General features: G+C 69.6%; 11 protein-coding genes and 2 pseudogenes. All 13 read left to right on the forward strand.

Annotation, left to right across the window (positions count from 1 at the left end; all coding sequences use genetic code 11):
• The first annotated feature begins 413 nt into the window (after positions 1–413).
• The 13 genes and pseudogenes from ACZ0AE_RS02785 to gspD all read left to right on the forward strand — a co-directional run bounded on the left by ACZ0AE_RS02785 (position 414) and on the right by gspD (position 21,127).
• Positions 414–7,979: an ESPR-type extended signal peptide-containing protein gene (locus ACZ0AE_RS02785; RefSeq protein WP_463600339.1), complete on the forward strand. Its 7,566-nt coding sequence runs from the start codon at positions 414–416 to the stop codon at positions 7,977–7,979.
• A gap of 159 nt (positions 7,980–8,138) precedes the next feature.
• Positions 8,139–9,992 carry a S8 family peptidase gene (locus ACZ0AE_RS02790; protein WP_038692525.1) on the forward strand — a complete coding sequence of 618 codons (1,854 nt, stop codon included), beginning with the start codon at positions 8,139–8,141 and terminating at the stop codon, positions 9,990–9,992.
• A gap of 292 nt (positions 9,993–10,284) precedes the next feature.
• The gene (gene gspE, locus ACZ0AE_RS02795) at positions 10,285–12,012 is read left to right on the forward strand and encodes a type II secretion system ATPase GspE (RefSeq protein WP_038690563.1); all 1,728 of its coding nucleotides are present in this window, start codon (positions 10,285–10,287) and stop codon (positions 12,010–12,012) included.
• Between the two features lie 37 nt (positions 12,013–12,049).
• Positions 12,050–13,271 (forward strand): annotated as a pseudogene (xpsF, locus tag ACZ0AE_RS02800) (type II secretion system protein XpsF).
• A gap of 46 nt (positions 13,272–13,317) precedes the next feature.
• Complete coding sequence (gene gspG, locus ACZ0AE_RS02805; protein WP_038690559.1) at positions 13,318–13,746, forward strand: type II secretion system major pseudopilin GspG; 429 nt, start codon at positions 13,318–13,320, stop codon at positions 13,744–13,746.
• A gap of 36 nt (positions 13,747–13,782) precedes the next feature.
• A complete protein-coding gene (xpsH, locus tag ACZ0AE_RS02810) occupies positions 13,783–14,259 on the forward strand; it encodes a type II secretion system protein XpsH (protein ID WP_137191088.1) in 477 nt (158 codons plus the stop codon).
• Positions 14,256–14,672 carry a type II secretion system protein XpsI gene (gene xpsI, locus ACZ0AE_RS02815; RefSeq protein ID WP_463600340.1) on the forward strand — a complete coding sequence of 139 codons (417 nt, stop codon included), beginning with the start codon at positions 14,256–14,258 and terminating at the stop codon, positions 14,670–14,672. Before xpsH ends, xpsI begins: the two co-directional genes overlap by 4 nt.
• On the forward strand, positions 14,669–15,301 hold the full coding sequence (locus ACZ0AE_RS02820) for a type II secretion system protein J (protein ID WP_463600341.1): 633 nt from the start codon (positions 14,669–14,671) through the stop codon (positions 15,299–15,301). Before xpsI ends, ACZ0AE_RS02820 begins: the two co-directional genes overlap by 4 nt.
• The gene (locus tag ACZ0AE_RS02825) at positions 15,298–16,161 is read left to right on the forward strand and encodes a type II secretion system minor pseudopilin (protein ID WP_463600342.1); all 864 of its coding nucleotides are present in this window, start codon (positions 15,298–15,300) and stop codon (positions 16,159–16,161) included. The genes ACZ0AE_RS02820 and ACZ0AE_RS02825 overlap by 4 nt, the downstream gene beginning before the upstream one ends.
• Entirely contained in the window at positions 16,158–17,324 is a 1,167-nt protein-coding gene (locus tag ACZ0AE_RS02830) for a PilN domain-containing protein (protein WP_463600343.1), read from the forward strand. The genes ACZ0AE_RS02825 and ACZ0AE_RS02830 overlap by 4 nt, the downstream gene beginning before the upstream one ends.
• A pseudogene (gene gspM / locus ACZ0AE_RS02835) lies at positions 17,299–17,955 on the forward strand (type II secretion system protein GspM); the annotation flags it as partial. The gene ACZ0AE_RS02830 and the pseudogene gspM, both read left to right, overlap by 26 nt.
• A gap of 163 nt (positions 17,956–18,118) precedes the next feature.
• Complete coding sequence (locus ACZ0AE_RS02840; RefSeq protein ID WP_463600344.1) at positions 18,119–18,901, forward strand: hypothetical protein; 783 nt, start codon at positions 18,119–18,121, stop codon at positions 18,899–18,901.
• 9 nt (positions 18,902–18,910) lie between these two features.
• A complete protein-coding gene (gene gspD, locus ACZ0AE_RS02845) occupies positions 18,911–21,127 on the forward strand; it encodes a type II secretion system secretin GspD (protein WP_463600345.1) in 2,217 nt (738 codons plus the stop codon).
• Positions 21,128–21,138: the final 11 nt, after the last annotated feature.

Below are 21,138 nucleotides of genomic sequence, written 5' to 3' on the forward strand. Positions count from 1 at the left end.
CGTGAAGAAACCGCCGGCACTGCCGGCGGTTTTCTTTTATGCGGAATGGAAAATGATCGGCAGCAAGGAGTTACAGCGCGTTACAACGTGAAAATGCGTTATAGCCATTACTCACATGAAACTAACGTAATCAGCATGTTTATCGTCGGTTTTGTGACGCAGATCGCTGTCGGAAGTTTTTCTACGTCAAAGTCTTGACGTTCCTGAAACTGTACGTTAACACTGCATCCTCATTTCGAAAGCGTTCAGTTCTGCAGTAACCGCATGGATGGCGAGTCGGCTGTACTTCTGTAGCAAGCCATTCGGCGCAACGCAGTAAATCAAGCGAGTAAACGCCCCCAGGGGACGTTGGACCACACGGTCCGGCGTTGGCGTCGCTTTGCCCAAAACCAGCCCACTCAGGAGTCGCATCGATGAATCGGATTTATCGCAAGGTCTGGAACAAAGCACTGGGGCAGATGGTTGTCGCCTCGGAATTGGCCACCAGCCAGTCTGCCGGCGTGGTCATCGACCAGCGACGATCCACCGACACGCGCGCCTCGTCGCTGCTGTCGGGTGCCATCGCGTTGACACTCGGGTTGGGAATGGCAGGGCTCGCGCCGGCGGCGTTGGCGCAGTCGGTGGAAGTGGGCGGCAATGCCAACTGCGTCGTGCTCAACAGCAAGATCCTCGACAGTTGCGTGGTGGATGGCAGCGCCAGCGCGACCGGCAGCAATGCGGTGGCCATCGGCAGCAACAGCACCGCGTCGGCCAACAACAGCGTCGCGCTCGGTGCCGGCTCCAAGGCCAACCGCGTCAACACGGTGTCGGTGGGTGACGCCGGCAAGGAGCGCCAGGTCACCAACGTGGCCGCCGGCACCGCCGCCACCGATGCGGTGAACAAGGCCCAGCTGGACAAGGTTGCAGTCGCTGCCGAAGGCGCGGCCCGCTATTTCAAGGCAGACGGCGCAGGCAACAACAGCGACGCGGCCACGATCGACGGTGACGGCGCGCTTGCCGCCGGTGCCGGTGCCAACGCCGAGGGCGACGGCGCCACCGCCGTAGGGCAGGGCAGCCAGGCGCTGGCCAATGCCACCACGGCGACCGGCAGCCAGGCCATTGCGGCCGGCCTGGGCGCCAGCGCCTTCGGCCAGAACACGCTGGCCTTCGGTGACGCCAGCACGGCGGTGGGGCAGAGCGCCGCCGCCTTCGGCCTGGGTGACGTAGCGCTGGGCGCACATGCACTGGCCGCCAGCGAGAACGGTGCGGCCACCGCGATTGGCGGCCTGGCCGAAGCCAGCGCCGACGGTGCCACCGCCATCGGTGGCGGCGCATTGGCCATCGGCGCGGGCAGCACCTCGCTCGGCCGTGGCGCGGGCAGCGGCGGTGAAGCCTCGGTGGCGGTCGGCGCGTTCAGCGTGGCCGTGGCCGATTTCAGCGCTGCGCTCGGGTCCAATTCCGCGGCCGTGGCCGTGGGCAGCGTGGCGCTCGGCGCCGGCTCCTACGCCGATCGCATCGACACGGTGTCCGTGGGCAACGGCGAAACCGGCCTGCGCCGCCAGATCACCAACGTGGCCGATGGCACCGACGCCAACGATGCCGTGAACAAATCCCAGCTGGATGCCGTGGGCGAAGTGGCGGCCACCACCAGCAAGTACTTCCAGGCCACCGGCAGCGACGACAGCGATGCCGGCGCGTACGCCGACGGCGACAACGCCACCGCCATCGGTGAAGCGTCCAACGCACTCGGCAACGGTGCCACCGCGCTGGGCAGCGGTGCCACGGCGGTGGCACAGAACGCCACGGCGGTCGGCTTCAATGCCGTGGCCACCGGCCAGAACAGCGCCGCCTTCGGCAACAACGCGCAGGCCAACGGCCCGGGCAGCGTGGCGGTCGGTGGCGCGGCGGTGGATGCCGATGGCAACCCGCTGATCACCAATGGCGGCGTGCCGGTCGATACCGGTGCCACCAGCGCCGGCGTCGGCGGTACCGCGGTGGGTGCCAGTGCCGAAGCGTCGGGCTTCGCCTCGTCGTCCTACGGTGTCGGCGCGTACGCCGGCGGCGCACAGTCGTCCGCCTTCGGCGCGGTGTCCAACGCCATCGGCGACTACTCCACCGCCGTCGGCACGCAGAGCGTGGCCACCGGCAACAGCAGCACCGCCATCGGCGGCCCGGCCGACCTGCTGCCGGGCCTGGGCTTCTTCGTGCAGACCCAGGCCAGCGGTGAAGCGGCGACCGCCGTGGGCGCCGGCGCCATCGCCAGCGGCGATTACGCCACCGCCAACGGCACCCTGACCGAAGCGTCGGGCACCGAAGCCACCGCCGTGGGCTACTTCGCCTACGCGCCGGGTGAGGGTGCCACCGCGCTGGGCGCGGAAACCTGGGCCAGTGGCGAACTCAGCACCGCGGTCGGTTTCTACGCCACCGCACGCGGTGCCAACAGCGTCGCGCTGGGCGCCAATTCCACCGCCACCCGCGCCAACACCGTCTCGGTGGGCGATGTCGGCAACGAACGGCAGATCACCCATGTGGCGGCCGGTACCGACGCCACCGATGCGGTCAACAAGGCGCAGCTGGATGGCGTGGCCCAGGTGGCCAACGTCACCGCCAGCCGCTTCAAGGCCAATGGGTCCGATGACAGCGACGTGGGCGCCTTTGCCGACGGCGACGGCGCACTCGCCGCGGGCGAAGCCAGCAATGCGCTGGGCGCCGGTGCGGCCGCACTCGGCAACGGGGCCAACGCGCTGGGCGATGACACCGTGGCCGTGGGCCGCAACGTCAGCGCCAATGGCAACGGCAGCGTCGCCATCGGCGGCTTGGGCCAGGCCTACGACGAGTTCAACCAGCCGCTGGTCGATGCCGACGGCAACGCCGTCAAGGTAGGCACCACCGCGGCCCAGGATGCGGTGGCCGTGGGTGCGGGGGCATTGGCCACCGGCACCACCAGCAACGCGTTCGGCAGCGGCGCGCAGGCCACCGGCAACAACAGCCTGGCCGCCGGTTACAAGGCGCGCGCCACCGGCGACTACAGCGTTGCGCAGGGCGACAACGCCTTCGCCAGCGGCGAGGAAACCACCGCCACCGGCGCCTACGCCTGGGCCACCGAAGACGGTGCCACCGCGTTCGGCGCCAGTGCCTGGGCTACCGCTGCCAACGGCACCGCGGTGGGTCAGTCGGCGTGGGCCAGCGGCACCGGCTCCACCTCGATCGGCTACAACAGCTGGGCCCGCGGCAGCAGCGCCACCGCGCTGGGCCGCGGGGCGTTCGGCTACGGCGACAACAGCGTCGCGGTCGGTTTCCAGGCGCTCGGCAACAGCATCAACACCATCGCCATCGGCACCAACGTGGTGGCCGGCGGTGAAAGCGCGATCGGCATCGGCGCCGGCAGCAATGCCAGTGCGTCCAATGCGGTGGCACTCGGCGCCGGTTCGGTCGCCGACCGTGCTTACACCGTGTCGGTGGGCAGCAGCACCCGCCAGCGCCAGGTCACCAACGTCGCCGCCGGTACCCAGGGCACCGATGCGGTGAACCTGGACCAGCTCACCGACGCCACCGCGCAGTTCCAGGCCAGCGGTGACGGCGTGGCCGTGGCCGGTGGCGAGGAAAGCGTGGCCGCCGGTTCCAACGCGGCCACCGATGGCGACTACGCCACCGCCGTGGGCTCGGCCAGCTTCGCTGCCGGCAGCGGCGCCACCGCGCTGGGCAGCGGCGCGTTCGCACTGGCCGACAACGCCAGTGCGGTGGGCTTCAATGCACTGGCCAGCGGTGCCAACGCGATCGCCGTGGGCGCCAATGCGCAGGCCAGCGGCGAATACGCCACCGCCACCGGCGCCGAAAGCGAGGCCTCCGGCGAGCAGAGCACCGCCACCGGTGCGGCCAGCGTCGCATCCGGTGCGGGCAGCTTTGCCGGCGGTGCGTTGTCCGACGCGGCCGGCGAAGAGTCGGTGGCGCTGGGCTACTACAGCAGCGCCAGCGGCCAGGGCGCCACCGCCGTGGGCGCCGAAAGCGTGGTCAGCGGCACCTTGTCGGCTGGCTACGGCTTCGGTTCTGAAGCCACCGCCGGCTACACCACCGCCATCGGCGGCCTGGCCGTGGCCAGCGCCTTCAACGCCACCGCACTGGGCAGTTTCGCCCAGGCCACCGGGTCCAACAGCGTGGCCGTCGGCGGCGATGCCGAAGCCTCCGGGGCCTACAGCACCGCCACCGGCCAGGGCAGCCTGGCCACCGGCACCAACAGCGTGGCCGTGGGTGGTTCGCTGTTCGGCCTGCTGGCCACCGAAGCCTCGGGCAACTACTCCACCGCCGTGGGCGGCGGGGCGTGGTCGCCGGGCGTGAACAGCACCGCGCTCGGCAACGCCGCCACCTCCAGTGGTGAAAACAGCGTGGCCCTCGGTGCCGATTCCATCGCCGACCGCGACGACAGCGTGTCGGTGGGCAGTGCCGATGCGCAGCGCCAGATCACCAACGTCGCCGCCGGTACCGAAGGCACCGACGCGGTCAACCTCAACCAGTTGAACGCGGTAGCCGCCGCGGGCGAAGCCACCAGCAAGTACTTCCAGGCCAGTGGCAGCGACAACAGCGATGCCGGTGCCTACGTGGAAGGCGACGACGCCCTGGCCGCCGGTGAAGCCGCCAATGCGATCGGCGACGGTGCCACCGCACTGGGTGCCGGCGCCAATGCGCTGGCCGCCAGCAGCACGGCGGTGGGCACCAACGCACTGGCCAGCGCCGATGGCGCTGCGGCAGTGGGCAGCAATGCGCAGGCCACGGGCGAGAACAGCGTGGCGCTGGGCAGCAACGCCAGCGCCAGCGAGATCGGTGCCAGCGCGGTCGGCGGCGGTGCCATCGCCAGCGGCGCCTATGCCACCGCCAACGGCTTCGAGTCGTCGGCCAGTGGCCAGCAGGCCACCGCGACCGGCTTCCGCAGCACCGCCTCGGACGCGGGCGCCTCGGCGTTCGGCAGTTACAGCGAAGCCACCGGGCGCCTGTCCAACGCATTGGGCTACGGCGCGATCGCGTCCAACGCCCTGGCTACCGCCGTCGGTACGTCGGCCACGGCCTCCGGTGCCAGTTCGGTGGCGCTGGGTGAATCCAGCGAAGCGACCGGCGATGAAAGCGTGGCCATCGGTGGCTCGACCTTCTTCGGCCTGCTGCCGGCCCGTGCCAGCGGCACCGGTGCGGCGGCGTTCGGTGCCGGTGCATGGGCAACCGACGACTACGCCACCGCGATCGGCTGGAACTCGTGGGCCGATGCGGCCAACAGCACCGCATTGGGTGCCAACGCCATCGCCGAAGGCGTCAACAGCGTCGCGCTGGGCGCCGGTTCGTCGGCCGAACGTGACAACACGGTCTCGGTGGGTACGGCCACTGCGCAGCGCCAGATCACCAACGTGGCCGACGGTACCGAAGGCACCGATGCGGTCAACGTCAACCAGTTGAGCGCCGTGGCCGAGGTTGCCGAGCAGACCAACCGCCAGTTCAAGGCATCCGGCAGCGGCAACGGCGATGACGTGGGTGCCTATGTCGATGGCGCCTACGCCACTGCCGCCGGTGAAGCCGCCAACGCGTTCGGCACCGGGGCATCGGCCTATGGCAGCGGCGCGCTGGCCTCCGGTCGCAATGCGTCGGCGTCCGGTTTCAACGCCTCGGCCACTGCCGATTCGGCCACCGCCATCGGTGGCGCGCTGTACTACGAAGATGCCAACGGCAACGTGATCCTGGACAAGGCCACCAGCGCCAGTGGTACCGGCGCCACCGCGCTCGGTGCCGGTGCGCAGGCCACCGGGGTGTTCAGCACCGCCAGCGGCGCCGGCGCCACCTCGGCCGGGCTGCAGTCGGCAGCGTTCGGCTACAGCGCCGAAGCGGGTAGCGACTACAGCACCGCAGTGGGCGCGTTCAGCGCGGCCAGCGGGGTGCGTACCACCGCGCTCGGCTACGGCGCCGAGGCCAGCGGCGACTACGCTTCCGCACTGGGTTGGGGCAGCGCTGCATCCGGTGCCTACGCCAATGCCATCGGCTACGCCTCGCAGGCCAGCGGCGCCAACAGCGTGGCCGCCGGTTCCAATGCCTGGGCCACCGCGGCGCAGACCACCGCTGTCGGCCAGCTGGCGTGGGCCACCTCGGCCGGCTCCACCGCGATCGGTCAGGACAGCTACGCCTACAGCGGCCTCAATGCCACGGCGGTGGGCAAGAGCTCCTCGGCCAGTGGCGCCGGCAGCGTCGCGCTGGGCGCCGGTGCACGCACCAGCGAAGCCAACGTGGTCTCGGTCGGTGGTGGTAACGGCACCACCGGTCCGGCCACGCGCCGCATCACCAACGTCGGTGCGGCCGTGAACGCCAACGACGCGGTGAACAAGGCGCAGCTGGACAGCGTGGCGGCCACCGCCGATGCGGTCGGCAAGCACTTCCAGGCCAGCGGCACCGGCGTGGCCACCGCCAGCGGCAGCGATGCGCTCGCCGCCGGGTCGGGCGCTGCCGCCAGCGGCAACCGCAGCAGCGCTCTGGGCGCGGCATCGGTGGCCTCGGCCACGGGTGCCACGGCCATCGGCGCCGATGCATCGGCACGGGGTGACAACAGCACCGTGATCGGCCGCTCGGCCTCCACCAACGCCACCAACGGCGTGGCCATCGGCAACGGGGCCTTCGCCAGCAACGGCGCCGGCAGCATCGCCATCGGCGCGGGGGCCGGCGTGTCCGGCGCCGGTTCGGTGGCACTGGGTGCAGGCGCACGTGCGGTCGAAGCCAACGTGGTGTCGGTGGGCGGTGGCAACGGCACCGATGGTCCGGCCACGCGCCGCATCGTCAACGTCGCGGCCGGCCGCATCGCTGCCGGCAGCACCGATGCGGTGACCGGCGGCCAGCTCAACACCACCAACCAGCGCGTGGGCGCGGTGGAAACCCGCGTGGGTGACATCGACGAGCGCATCGGCTCGGTGGAAACCGTCACCGCCAATGCGCTCAGCTACGACGACGCCAGCCGCGACAAGGTCACCTTGTCCGGCGTGCAGGGCACGGTGCTGGACAACGTGGGCAGCGGGTCCATCGCTTCCGGCAGCCGCCAGGCCATCAACGGTGGCCAGCTGTTCCAGTCGCTGTCCGATGCCGCCAGCTTCCTCGGCGGTGGTGCCAGCGTGGGCATGCAGGGTGTGTTCGTGGCCCCCAACTATGTGATCCAGGGAACCACGTACAACAACGTGGGTGACGCGTTGGGTGCGCTGGACCGCAAGGTCAGCGACCTCGACCAGCGGGTCGCCGGTTCGTCCAACGCGCGTGCACGCAGCGCAGCGGCACCGTCGGCCAATGTGGCCAGTGCGTCGCTGGCCACGGCCGACGAGCGCGTGGCCACTGCCAGCGTGCAGGGCACCCCCACGGCCGCCAGTGCGGGCGGTGCGCAGGTGGCCAACGCACCGGTCGCCGCCGCACCCACCGCCGTCAACGCGGTTGCCATGGGCGATGGCGCTGTCGCCAGCGGGGCCTCGGCCACCGCGATCGGCCAGGGGGCCACCGCAACAGCGGCCAACTCGGTCGCGCTGGGCCAGGGCTCGGTTGCCGATCGTGCCGATACGGTGTCAGTGGGCAGCGTGGGTAACGAACGCCAGGTGGCCAACGTTGCCGCCGGCACGCAGGCCACCGATGCGGTCAACAAGGGCCAGCTGGACGGCGGCATCGCAACGGCCAACAGCTACACCGACCAGCGCTTCGGCGCGATGGCCGACAGCTTCGACATCTACAAGGGCGAAATCGACCAGCGTCTGCGCCACCAGGACCGTCGCATCGATCGCCAGGGTGCGATGAGCGCGGCGATGCTCAACATGGCCACCAGCGCCGCCGGCGTGCGCACCCAGAACCGGGTGGGCGTGGGCGTGGGCTACCAGGGTGGGGAGTCGGCGTTGTCACTGGGCTACCAGCGTGCGCTCAGCGAGCGTGCCACGGTGACCATCGGCGGTGCCTTCAGCAGCGATGACAGCTCGGTGGGCGTGGGTGCCGGCTTCGGCTGGTAAGCAGACGTGGCAAGGCGTGGCCTGGTAGGGGCCACGCTGCAAGCAATGCAAGGCCTGAGGGGGCGGGTCACGGGAACCCTGGCCAGGGCCGGCCAGGGAACTCGCATGGAATGTTGGCCTGAACAGTCGTTTGATCATGACCTTGAAGAGGATTTCAACGTGACCAGTAAGCAGAACCTTCGCATCAACGTGCTGGCAGCCGCGCTGCTGTCGATCTCGGCCGGCTCGGCGTTCGCCGCCAGCCCGCGTACCGAGGAACCCAAGCGCCCGGCCACTGCCGCGCAGCAGAGCAGCAACGGCATCATCGTCAAGTACCGCGCCGGCAGCGCCGCGGCCTCGGACCGCTCGGCCAAGCTGGCGGTGGTCAACTCGGCGTTGTCGCGCGCCACCCTCAACGGTGGCACGGCGCGCGCCGGTGCGCTCAACCCGCAGGTGGTGCGCAAGCTCGGCGTGGGTGCCGACCTGATCCGCCTGCAGAGCCGCCTGGGCGATGCCGAACTGCAGAAGGTGCTGGCCGAACTGAAGGCCGACCCGACCGTGGAATACGCCGTGGTCAATGCGCGCATGCAGCGCGCCGACCTGCGCGCCAAGCCGACCGAAACCAAGCAGCTGGTGCCCAACGATCCGTACTACGCGCAGTACCAGTGGCACTTCGGCAACGCCACCGGCGGCATCAACGCGCCGTCGGCATGGGACGTGTCGCAGGGCGAGGGCGTGGTGGTGGCGGTGATCGATACCGGCATCCTGCCCAACCATGAAGACTTCAGCGGCAACCTGCTGGAAGGCTACGACTTCATCAGCGATGCCGAAACCTCGCGCCGCCCGACCGACGCCCGCGTCCCGGGTGCACTGGATTACGGCGACTGGGTGGAGAACGACAACGAGTGCTACACCGGCTCGCTGGCCGAAGACAGCTCCTGGCACGGCACCCACGTGGCCGGCACGGTGGCCGAAGCCACCAACAACGGCGTCGGCATGGCGGGCGTCGCGTACAAGGCGAAGGTGTTGCCGGTGCGCGTGCTCGGCAAGTGCGGCGGCAGCCTGGCCGACATCGCCGATGCCATCACCTGGGCCTCGGGCGGCACCGTGGCGGGCATTCCGGCCAACGCCAACCCGGCTGAGATCATCAACATGAGCCTGGGCGGCAGCGGCGCCTGCGACCCGGTCTACCAGGCCGCGATCAACGGTGCGGTATCGCGTGGCACCCTGGTGGTGGTGGCGGCAGGCAACGCGGGCGGCAACGTCTCCAATGCACGTCCGGCCAACTGCAACAACGTCGTTGCGGTGGGCGCCACGCGCATCACCGGCGGCATCACCTACTACTCCAACTACGGCGCGGCGGTGGATCTGTCGGCCCCGGGTGGCGGTGGCAGCGTCGACGGCAATCCGGGCGGCTACATCTGGCAGGCCATTTCCAGCAGCACCACCTCGCCGGAACTGGGGACCTCCGATTACGGCGGCAAGGGCGGCACCTCGATGTCCTCGCCGCACGTGGCAGCGGTGGCGGCCCTGGTGCAGAGCGCGCGCATCGCCAACAACCGCGACGCGTTCACCCCGGCCCAGCTGGAAACCCTGCTCAAGGAAACCGCACGCAAGTTCCCGGTGACCATCCCGGCGGCCACCCCGATCGGCACCGGCATCGTCGACGCCAAGGCCGCGCTGGCCAAGGCGCTTGAGGAAGAGTGCACCGAGAACTGCGGTCCCACCGCGATCCCGCTGACCAACAAGGTGGCCGTGGGCGGTCTGAGCGGTGCCGGTGGCAGCGAAGTGCTGTACAGCTTCGACGCGCAGGCCGGCAAGGTGCTGAGCCTGCTCACCTACGGCGGCAGCGGCAACGTGTCGGTGTACGTCAGCCAGGGCAAGGAGCCGACCGCGACGGTGTTCGACGCCAAGTCGACCCGCCCGGGCAACAGTGAAACCGTGCGCTTCACCGCGCCGGTGGCGGGCACGTACTACATCAAGCTGGTCGGCGAGTCCGCGTTCAGCGGCGTCAGCGTCATCGCCAACCAGTAACGGGTGTGTGGTTCTTGGGGAGCCGATCTTGTGATCGGCTCCCCATTTTTTTTGGCGATCATCCTCCGGGTAGAGCCACCCCATGGGTGGCTGCCGCGCTGATCGTGCACCACGCGCAGCCACCCATGGGGTGGCTCTACCCCCGTGTGGATGCGTTGTCTTTCCCTGGTCATGCCTGTCGCCATTTACCCGGGCATACGGCGGTCCTGCGGGCTGTGTCGATTTCACATCGCACCGGCACGTAAAGCGACCCGCCGAACTGCTAAAGTCATGCGGTCGCCAGGAGAGCTTCGTGAACGCGGTTGCCCACGATCCCACTGCAGAAACCACTGCGGAAACCCGCATCGTCGAAGCGTTGCTGCGCAACGGGCGCCTGAAGGAAGGCGACCTGGCGCGGGCACGTCCGCTGCACCGCGAATCCGGCGGCAGCCTGCTGCAGTTGCTGGTGCGGCTGGGCCTGGTGTCCGAACGCGACCACGCCCAGGCCAGCGCCGAGGTGCTGGGGCTGGCCCTGCTCGACGCGCGTGCCGTGCCCGAAGTGGCCCCCGAATCGCTGCTCGATGCACTGCCGCTGTCGTTGCGCTTCCTCAAACAGTTCCATGTCTGTCCGCTGGCCCTGCACGATGGCGTGCTGGACCTGTGGCTCAGCGACCCGCAGGACCCCTATGCCGCCGACGCCGTGCGCCTGGCGATGGGCGTACCGGTGCGGCTGCATGTCGGGTTGCGCTCGGAAATCGATGACCTGATCGAGCGCTGGTACGGCCAGGGCCGCAGCGCGATGGGGGCGATCGTCGAAACCGCCGATGGCGAAGGCAGTGCGGTCGACGACATCGAACACCTGCGTGACCTCGCCTCCGAGGCCCCGGTGATCCGCCTGGTCAACCTGGTGATCCAGCGCGCCTTCGAACTGCGCGCCTCGGACATCCACATCGAACCGTTCGAAAACCGCCTCAAGGTGCGTTACCGCGTCGACGGCGTGCTGATCGAGGGCGAAAGCCCGCCGGCCAACCTCACCGCCGCGGTGATCAGCCGCGTCAAGATCATGGCCCGGCTCAACATCGCCGAACGCCGCCTGCCGCAGGACGGTCGCATCATGCTGCGCGTGCAGGGCAAGGAACTGGACCTGCGCGTGAGCACCGTGCCCACCGCGCACGGCGAGAGTGTGGTGATGCGCCTGCTCGATCGCGATACCGTCGTCTTCGATTTCCACCGGCTCGGCTTCACCGATGCGTTCCTGCCGCAGTTCCGCAAGGTACTCGAGCAGCCGCACGGCATCCTGCTGGTCACCGGCCCGACCGGCTCGGGCAAAACCACGACGCTGTACACCGCGCTTAGCCAGCTCAACACCGCCGACGTCAAGATCATCACCGTGGAAGACCCGGTGGAGTACCAGATCGAAGGCATCAACCAGATCCAGGCCAAGCCGCAGATCGGGCTCGACTTCGCCCACGCACTGCGCAGCATCGTGCGCCAGGATCCGGACATCATCATGATCGGCGAAATGCGCGACCTGGAAACGGCGCGCATCGCCATCCAGTCCGCGCTCACCGGCCATCTCGTGCTGTCCACGCTGCACACCAACAACGCCGCCGGCGGCATCACCCGCCTGCTCGACATGGGCGTGGAAGATTACCTGCTTACCTCCACTATCAACGGCATCCTGGCCCAGCGCCTGGTGCGCCGGCTGGAGCCCGAACACGCGCAGCGTTACCTGGCCTCACCGGAGGAGATCGAGAAGTTCGGCCTGCGTCGCCTGCAGCCGCAGGGCGATATTTTCCTGTACCGCGCGCAGCCCTCGGCGATCGCGCCCACCGGCTATCTTGGCCGGACCACCATCATGGAATTCCTGGTGATGAACGACGAGCTGCGCCGCGCGGTGATGCGTCGCGCCGGCATGGGCGAGATCGAGCAGATCGCACGCGCGGCCGGCATGCGCACGATGTACGAGGACGGGCTGGCCAAGGCATTGCAGGGCCACACCACGCTGGAGGAAATCCTGCGCGTGACCGAGGAATCCTGATGCGCATGCATCGTCCCTGGCCGGCGGGCCGCTGAGCATGGCGCTGTACCGCTACAAGGCGCTCAACGCGCACGGCGAACTGTTCGACGGGCAGATGGAGGCCGCCAGCGAGGCCGACGTGGTCACCCGCCTGCAGGACCAGGGCCACTTGCCGATGGAAGCGCGCCTGGCCAGCGAAGGCGTCGGCCACGCCCACCTCGTGGGCCGCACTGCTGCGACGCAAGCCGTTCGACGGCGCCGCGCTGGTGCAGTTCACCCAGCAGCTGGCCACCCTGCTGGGGGCCGGGCAGCCGTTGGACCGTGCGCTGACCATCCTGCTGGACCTGCCTGAAGACGAGCGCAGCCGTCGCGCCATCACCGACATCCGCGACGTGGTGCGCGGCGGCGCGCCGCTGTCCACCGCGCTGGAACGCCAGCACGGGCTGTTTTCGCGGCTGTACATCAACATGGTGCGTGCCGGTGAAGCCGGCGGCAGCCTGCACGACACCCTGCAACGCCTGTCGGAGTACCTCGAGCGCAGCGCCGAACTCAAGGGCAGGGTGATCAACGCGTTGATCTACCCGGCGATCCTGCTGGCGGTGGTCGGCGGCGCGCTGCTGTTCCTGCTGGGCTACGTGGTGCCGCAGTTCGCGCTCATGTACGAAAGCCTGGACGTGGCCCTGCCGTGGTTCACCCAGTGGGTGCTGGCCGCCGGGCTGGTGGTGCGCGATGGCTGGCTGGCGATGATCGTGGTGCCGGCGCTGGCGTTGCTGGTGATCGAACGCAAGCTGCGCCAGCCGGCGTTCCGCCTGGCGATGGACGGCTGGCTGCTGCAGCGCAAAGGCATCGGCCCGCTGCTGGCCAAACTGGAAACCGCGCGGCTGGCGCGCACTCTGGGCACCCTGCTGCGCAACGGCGTGCCGTTGCTGGCCGGGCTGGGCATCGCGCGCAACGTGCTGGGCAACCGCGCGCTGGCCGCCGACGTCGATGCGGCCAGCGACGACGTCAAGAACGGCAACGGCTTGTCGGTGTCGCTGGCACGCGGCAAACGCTTTCCCCGCCTGGCCCTGCAGATGATCCAGGTGGGCGAGGAATCCGGCGCGCTGGACACCATGCTGCTCAAGACCGCCGACACCTTCGAGCAGGAAAGCGCACGCGCCATCGACCGCCTGTTGTCGGCGATGGTGCCGGTGATCACCCTGGTGCTGGCATCGGTGGTCGGGCTGGTAATCGTCGCCGTGCTGGTGCCGCTGTATGACCTGACCAATGCCATCGGCTGACGATGGCGCTTTCGCATTCCCCTGAACCCTGCAAGGAGCCTGCCGCATGCAACGCCGCCTGATCCGCTTCACCTCGCCGCGCCGCCAGGCCGGCATGAGCCTGTTGGAAATCATCATCGTGATCGTGCTGATCGGCGCGGTGCTGACGCTGGTGGGCAGCCGCGTGCTGGGCGGTGCCGACCGCGGCAAGGCCAACATCGCCAAATCGCAGGTCCAGACCGTGGCCGGCAAGGTGGAAAACTACCAGCTGGATACCGGCAAGCTGCCGGCCAAGCTTGATGACCTGGTTACCCAGCCCGGCGGCACCAGCGGCTGGCTGGGCCCGTATGCCAAGCCGGCCGAACTCAACGACCCGTGGGGCCACCCGCTGGAATACCGCGCACCCGGCGAAGGCCAGCCGTTCGACCTGATCAGCCTGGGCAAGGATGGCAAGGTGGGTGGCAGCAGCTACGACGCCGACATCAAGTACGAGTAAGTCCGCTTGCTGGTCATCGCCCTGCCACGCCTGCCCATGCCCCGCCGCCCGCCGCGTTCCCCGCGCCGGGTGGCCGGGCTGTCGTTGCTGGAAATGCTGCTGGTGGTGGCGCTGATCGCCATCATCGGGGCGGTCACCGCCACGGCGATGAACGGCGGCATCGACGGCATGCGGCTGCGCAATGCCGGCAAGGAACTGGCCAGCCAGCTGCGCTACACCCGCACCCAGGCCATCGCCACCGGTGAGCGGCAGCGCTTCCTGATCGACCCGCAGGCACGCACCTGGCAGGCCGCCAACGGTCGCCACGGCACGGTGCCGCCCAGCCTGGAGGTGCGCTTCCGCGGCGCGCGCGAAGTGGCCACCGCTGCCGGCCAGGGCGCCATCGCGTTCTACCCCGATGGCGCCTCCAGCGGCGGCAGCATCGACCTGCAGGTGCGCGACGCGGTCTGGCACATCGACGTGGGCTGGATTACCGGCGACGTACGCTCGGGCCCACGGCGGGAGGGCCCATGAAACACCAGCGCGGCTACTCGCTGCTTGAGGTGATCGTGGCCTTCGCGGTGCTGGCACTGGCGCTGACGTTGTTGCTGGGCAGCCTGTCCGGGGCCTCGCGGCAGATCAAGCAGGCCGACCTGCGCAGCCGTGCGGTGCTGCATGCGCAATCGCTGCTGGCCGTCACCGGCGTGGTCGAGCCGTTGCAGGACGGCGAGCGCAGCGGGGAATGGGAAGACGGGCGTTACCGCTGGCAGCTGCAGGTGGCGCCGTACCAAGAGCCGCGCACCGACGCGTTGCCGGTGGCCGACACCGTGGCCGGTCCGCGCCTGGCGCAGCTGACCCTGCAGGTGTCCTGGGGTGATACCGACGCCGACCGCATGCAATGGCGCAGCCTGCGCCTGCTGCCCGCCAACCCGGGGACGCCGCGATGAGCCGTGCGGCGCGCGGCTTCACCCTGATCGAAGTGCTGCTGGCCACCGCGTTGCTGGTCGGCGGGCTGGCGCTGGCCTTCGCCACCGTGCGCTCGGCACTGGCGATCAGCCAGCGCGGCGAACAGATGGCCGCGCACAACGAGCGCATGCGGGCGGTGGAAGGTTTCCTGCGGCGGCGCCTGTCGATGGCCATGCTGACCGCCACCACGCCCCCGGACCCCACCCGCGAACCGGTGTACTTCCTTGGCGAGCCGCAGCACATGCTGTTCGTGTCCGATCTGCCCGGCTACCTCGGCCGCGGTGGCCCATATGTACACGAACTGCAGGTGCGGGGCAGCGGCGACGCGCAGCGCCTGGACCTGGCGCTGACCCTGGTGCAGAACGGCGAGCGCATCGAAGAGACACCGCCGCGCCCGCCCGAGGCACTGGCCGATGCGCTGCGCGCGGTGACCTTCCGCTACCGCGGCATCGACCCGCGCAACGGTCAACTGGGGGAGTGGCAGGACCGCTGGGACGACACCCGCCGCCTGCCCAGCCTGGTATCCATCAGCGTCACCCCACGCCAGGGCCCGGCATGGCCGCCCATGGTGGTGGCCTTGGCACAGCAGCCCCGCGGAGCGCGCCCATGACGCGCGCGCGCGGCGCCGCGCTGGTGCTGGTGCTGTGGCTGATCGCGCTGCTTACCGCGGTGGTCGGCGCGTTCGCGCTGAGCGCCCGCATCGAACACATGCAGCAGCGTGTCATCAACGACGACGCCATCGGCCAGGAGCACGCACGTGCGGGGCTGGAGTACGCGTTGTACCGGCTGCAGCCCAGTGCGACCCGACCACCGTGGGTGGCCGATGGCCGCCGCTATCGCTGGGAATTCGACCAGCGCCGGATCGACCTGCGGATCGTCGACGAGAACGGCAAGATCAACCTGAACCTGGCCGACGCCACGTTGCTGCGCGCGTTCCTCGCGGCGATGGGGGTGGCGCCCGAACGTGCCGGCCCGCTGGCTGGCGCGATCGTCGACTGGCGCGATGCCGACAGTCTCAAGCAGCCCGGCGGCGGCGCCGAATTGCCTGAATATGTCGCCGCCGGCCTGCCGTATGGCCCGCGCAACAACCGCTTCGAGACACTCGGCGAACTGCAGCGCGTGCTCGGCATGGATGCCACGCTGTATGAACAGCTGGAGCCGATGCTGACCCTGTACAGTCGGCAGTCGCGTCCGGATCCGCGTTTCGCGGCCGGTCCGGTGTTGACCGCACTGGGGCTGGATGCTCCGCGGCTGCTTGCCGAACGCGAACGGGCCCAGGCCGGTGAAGATGCGAAAGTGGGCGGTGCGGCGCTTGCCAGTGGCAGCGGCACCTATAGTATCGAGAGCCGCGCAACGGATGAACGCGGCAAGGTATCGGTTCTGCGGGGCGTGGTGCGGACGGGGACCGCCGGCACGCCGGGAACCACTTACACAGTCCTTCGTTGGGAACAGGGAATGGCAGCACGATGACGGCATGGCGGGACACTCTGGTGCGGGCACAGGGGCAGATGGCGCCGGGCGTGGTCAATGGCCTGCGCTGGTGGCGGCGTTCGTTGCTGGCGTGGTTGCCCGAGCGTTGGCAGTGGGCGCTGGGCTGGTCGCGCTCGCGGCTGTTGCTGCAACAGCAGGGCGACCAGCTGCACGTGCTGCGCGATGGCGGCCTGCGTACCGAGCGGGTGCTGGAGCTGCCCTGGCCACAGACCCCGGCTGCACTGGAGCAGCGCCTGGATGCGCGCCTGCGCACGCTGCCGCGGCATTGGCTGCTGCCGGCCGCGGCCGCACTGCGCCGCCCGCTGCGCCTGCCGGCCGCGGCCGCCAGCCGCCTGCGCGACGTGGTGGGGTTCGAGATCGATCGCCAGACCCCGTTTGAACCGGCGCAGGTCAGCTTCGACGTGCGCGAATTGGGCGCGCTGGATGACGGCCAGCTGCAGGTGGAACTGGTGGTGATGCCACGCCAGGCGCTGGAGCAGTGGGCGCAGCAGGTGGGGCCGTGGGCGCAGGGCCTGGCCGGCGTGGATATTGCCGATGCCGAGGGCCAGCCGCTGGGGGTGAACCTGCTGCCGCTGGACCAGCGGCAGGCCCAGCGCGATCCGATGCGCCGCTGGAACCTGCTGATGGGGCTGGCGGCGCTGGTGCTGCTGGCCTTGGCCGGCCAGCAGATCCTGGACAACCGCCAGGCCGCGGCCGATGCGCTGGCCGAGCAGGTCAACGCGGCCGCACGCGATGCGCGTCAGGTGGCCGCCGAGCGCCAGCACCTGCAGACACTGGTCGAAGGCGCGGCCTTCCTCGAACAGAAACGCATGGCCCATGCCAGCACCGTGGAGTTGTGGAATGAACTGACCCGGTTGCTGCCCGATGGCACCTACCTGGAAAAGCTGTCGGTGGAAGGCGATTCGCTGCAGTTGATCGGGCTGAGCCGCGAGGCGTCGCAACTGGTGCCGCTGCTGCAGGACTCGCCGCTCTGGCGCAAGGTCAACCTGACCGGCGTGCTGCAGGCCGATGGTGGCGCGGCCGGCCGCGACCGCTTCACGCTGACCGCCGAACTTCAGCCGTTGCCCGGTGCCACCCCTGCAGCGCCCGCCGCTGCACCTGTCGCGGAGGGTGCCGATGGCAATGCCGACCACACGCCGTGACCGCTGGCTGGCGCTGGCGTTGCTGCTGGCGGTGATCGCACTGGCCTACCTGGTGCTGGTGCACCCGTGGTTCACCCGGCCACTGCTGGCCATCAACACGGACATCAGTGACCTGCAGGAGCGCGATCAGCGCGTGCAGGCGCAGCTGCAGCAGCGCGGCGCCGTCGCGCGGGGGCTGCAGCAGGCACAGGCCGCCCTGGCAGGCCGGCCCGGTTTCCTGCGAGAGGCCACTGCCGAATCGGCCGCCGCAGCGTTGTCCTCGCGCCTGCAGGACGCCGTGGCATCGGCCAGCCCCGGCAACCGCAGCTGCACCATCAGCAACCGCTCGCCGCTGCAGGACACCAGCGCCGATGCCGTGTTCCCCAAGGTGGCGCTGCAGGTACGGCTGCGCTGCGGCATTCCGGAAATGGCCGCCGTGCTGTACACCCTGGAAACCGGCAGCCCGCGCCTGTTCGTCAACAACCTCAACCTGCTCGCACAGCGCTTCCAGCAATCGCCGAATGAAACCGGCACCGGGCTGGACGTGTCCTTCGAACTGGTGGGCTACCTTCAGCCCGGGGGCGCGTCAGATCCGGTCGCGCCGGCGCCGGCCGGTGCCGCGATGCCGGCCGATGGCAGCGGCCTGACCCCGGCCGGACCCGCGCCGGCCGATGCCCAGGCCGCCGCCGACGCCCGGACAGACGCCAGCGCCAACGCAGCCGCGTATGCAGCGCAGGCCGCCGAGGATGCGGCCGCAACCGCGACCAATGCCGCCGATGCGGCTGCCGACGCCGCCGCTGCTGCGGAGGCCGACCATGAAGATTGAGCTGACCTCCCTGCGCAGTTGGTGGCTGGCCACCGTAGTGGCATGGGCCGCCGCGATCTGGATCGCCAGCCTGTTCGGGCTGGGCAGCCACCTCCCGGTGGCCGCCGAGGGCGACCGCACCGCGTCGCCGCTGCCGGTGCTGCCGGCGGCCTCGCCGGAGCGCATCGGGTCGGCCGAAGCCTACGCCCAGATCGGCGCGCGCCCGTTGTTCGCCGAAGACCGCCGGCCGCGTCCGTACCTGCTCGGTGGCAGCGAGCCGGGCGCGTCCAGTGCGGTCAGCCTGACCGGGGTGTTGCTCACGTCCGAATTCAGCATGGCCATCCTCACCACCGACCAGAAGCAGTCGCTGCGCCTGCGCCTCAACGGCGACCCGGTCAACGGCTGGCAGCTGCTGGCACTGGAACCGCGCAGCGCCACGGTCAGTGGCCCCGGCGGCACCCAGGTGCTGGAACTGACCGTGTTCAACGGGCAGGGCGGCGAGCCGCCGACCGTGCTGGGCAACCCGGTCAATGGCGCGGTGCCGCCGGCCGGCGCCGGGGTGATGCCGTTGCCGCCGCCGCCGCCGCCCGGCCAGCCCGTGCGGCCGGTGCAGGTGGCCACCCCGTCGGCACCGGCACCGCCGGCACCCGCCGCGCCCACTACCCCGGCCCAAGGCCCCAGTGATGCACAGATGCAGGCCATCCGTGCGCGCATCCAGGCGCGCCGCCAGCAACTGCAGCAACAACAACAATCGCAGCGACCGCCCGCGGGCGGCTCCGGCCAGAACCCTTAGAGTGACAGCATGACACTGCGCCTTTTTTCACCGCGTCTCTTCTCCCTGTCCCTGCTTGCCAGCGTGCTGGTCGGCTGCGCCACGGTGCCTGCACCGGAAGTGCGCCGCAACGCCGTGCTCGACAGCCACCAGGTGGTCGCCGGGGACGGCTCCCGCGACGGCGTGAATGCCGAACCGCTGGAAGCCACCGGTGCACCGCAGCCGGTCATCCGCCGCGGCACCGGCACCATGATCAACCGCAGCGCGGCGGCTGCCGCGGCACCGTCGCTGGGGCAGGCCGGCAATGGCACGGCCACCTTCAACTTCGAAGGGGAATCGGTGCACGCGGTGGTCAAGGCGATCCTGGGCGACATGCTCGGCCAGAACTACGTCATCGCCCCCGGCGTGCAGGGCACCGTCACCCTGGCCACGCCCAAGCCGGTGTCGTCGGCGCAGGCGCTGAACCTGCTGGAGATGGTGCTGGGCTGGAACAACGCGCGCATGGTCTACAGCGGTGGCCGCTACAACATCGTCGCCGCCGACCAGGCACTGGCCGGCACCGTCGCGCCGAGCACCGCCCCGGCGGCCAACGCGCGCGGCTTCGAGGTGCGGGTGATCCCGCTGCAGTACATCTCGGCCACCGAAATGAAGAAGGTGCTGGAGCCGTACGCGCGCCCCAACGCCATCGTCAACGTCGACAGTGGGCGCAACGTCATTACCCTGGGCGGCACCCGCAGCGAACTGGAAAACTACCTGCGCACGGTGGAGATCTTCGACGTCGACTGGTTGTCGGGCATGTCGGTGGGCGTGTTCCCGATCCAGACCGGCAAGGCCGAACAGGTCGCCGCTGACCTGGAGAAAGTGTTCGGTGAGGAAAGCAAGACGCCCAGCGCCGGCATGTTCCGCTTCCTGCCGCTGGAGAACGCCAATGCCGTGCTGGTGATCACCCCGCAGGCACGCTACCTCGACCAGATCCAGCAGTGGCTGGAGCGCATCGACACCGCCGGTGGCAGTGCACGGTTGTTCTCCTACGAGCTGCGTTACGTCAAGGCCAAGGACCTGGCCGAGCGCCTGGCCGAAGCCTTCGCCAACGAGAACAGCCGCGGTGGGCGCGGCAGCAGCGGTTCACTGGCACCGGGCGCCACCCAGATGGACCTGGGCGGCCGCGACAACGCTAACAACAGCACCTCGCTCAACACCGGGTCCGGCAGCGGCAGTGGCCGCGGCGGGCTGGGCGAGGGCACCCTGAGCCTGCCGCAGCGGCAGAGCGGCAACGCCAGTTTCAGCCTGGAAGTGCAGGGCGACACCGTGGGTATCTCGGCGGTGGAAGAAACCAACACCTTGCTGGTGCGCTCCACCCCGCAAGCCTGGCGGTCGATCCGCGAGGTGATTGAAAAGCTCGACGTGATGCCGATGCAGGTCCACATCGAAGCGCAGGTGGCCGAAGTGTCGCTGACCGGCGACCTCAGCTACGGCGTGAACTGGTTCTTCGAGCAGGCCGTGGCCACCGGCAAGACCGAAAGCGGCATCGACCTGCCCAGCGCGCTGGGGCGTTCGATCTGGGGCAGCATTTCCGGCGCGGTCGGCGATGGCGGGGTGGGCTGGACCTTCCTCGGCAAGAACGCGGCGGCGGTGGTGACGGCGCTGGACAAGGTCAGCAACCTGCGCCTGCTGCAGACCCCGTCGCTGTTCGTGCGCAACAACGCCGAAGCCACGCTCAACGTGGGCACCCAGATCCCGATCAACTCGGTGTCGGTCAACACCGGCACCGGCGGCGACAACACCTACAGCCAGGTGCAGTACCTGGACACCGGCGTGATCCTCAAGGTGCGCCCGCGCATTACCCGCGATGGCGTGGTGTTCCTGGACATCGTGCAGGAAGTCAGCTCGGCCGGTGCCATTCCGGCCGGCTGCGATCCAACCAAGACCACCTGCAACCCGCCGATCAACACGCGCAAGATTTCCACCGAAGCGGCCGTGCAGAGCGGGGACACCATAATGCTGGCCGGGTTGATCACCAACTCCGACGAAGATGGCTCCAACGGCGTTCCGGGTCTGAGCAAGATCCCGGTGCTGGGCGCCCTGTTCGGCAGGAAGACCCAGAACACCGGTCGTTCGGAAGTGATCGTGCTGCTGACCCCGACCATCGTCCGCAACGCGCAGGAATCGCGCACCCTCACCGACGAGTACAGCAACCGCTTCCGTGCCATGGAGCCGTTCCCGAACCACCAGAAGCCGAAGAACTGAGCTACGCTGCG

The sequence above is a fragment of the Stenotrophomonas sp. AC248 genome, assembly GCF_979258185.1.

Excerpts from the sequence above, each read along its gene's own strand:
- ACZ0AE_RS02785 (WP_463600339.1), top strand. The coding sequence starts at position 414 with ATGAATCGGATTTATCGCAAGGTCTGGAACAAAGCACTGGGGCAGATG.
- gspG (WP_038690559.1), top strand. The coding sequence starts at position 13,318 with ATGCAACGCCGCCTGATCCGCTTCACCTCGCCGCGCCGCCAGGCCGGC.
- xpsH (WP_137191088.1), top strand. The coding sequence starts at position 13,783 with ATGCCCCGCCGCCCGCCGCGTTCCCCGCGCCGGGTGGCCGGGCTGTCG.
- xpsI (WP_463600340.1), top strand. The coding sequence starts at position 14,256 with ATGAAACACCAGCGCGGCTACTCGCTGCTTGAGGTGATCGTGGCCTTC.
- ACZ0AE_RS02820 (WP_463600341.1), top strand. The coding sequence starts at position 14,669 with ATGAGCCGTGCGGCGCGCGGCTTCACCCTGATCGAAGTGCTGCTGGCC.
- ACZ0AE_RS02825 (WP_463600342.1), top strand. The coding sequence starts at position 15,298 with ATGACGCGCGCGCGCGGCGCCGCGCTGGTGCTGGTGCTGTGGCTGATC.
- ACZ0AE_RS02830 (WP_463600343.1), top strand. The coding sequence starts at position 16,158 with ATGACGGCATGGCGGGACACTCTGGTGCGGGCACAGGGGCAGATGGCG.
- ACZ0AE_RS02840 (WP_463600344.1), top strand. The coding sequence starts at position 18,119 with ATGAAGATTGAGCTGACCTCCCTGCGCAGTTGGTGGCTGGCCACCGTA.
- gspD (WP_463600345.1), top strand. The coding sequence starts at position 18,911 with ATGACACTGCGCCTTTTTTCACCGCGTCTCTTCTCCCTGTCCCTGCTT.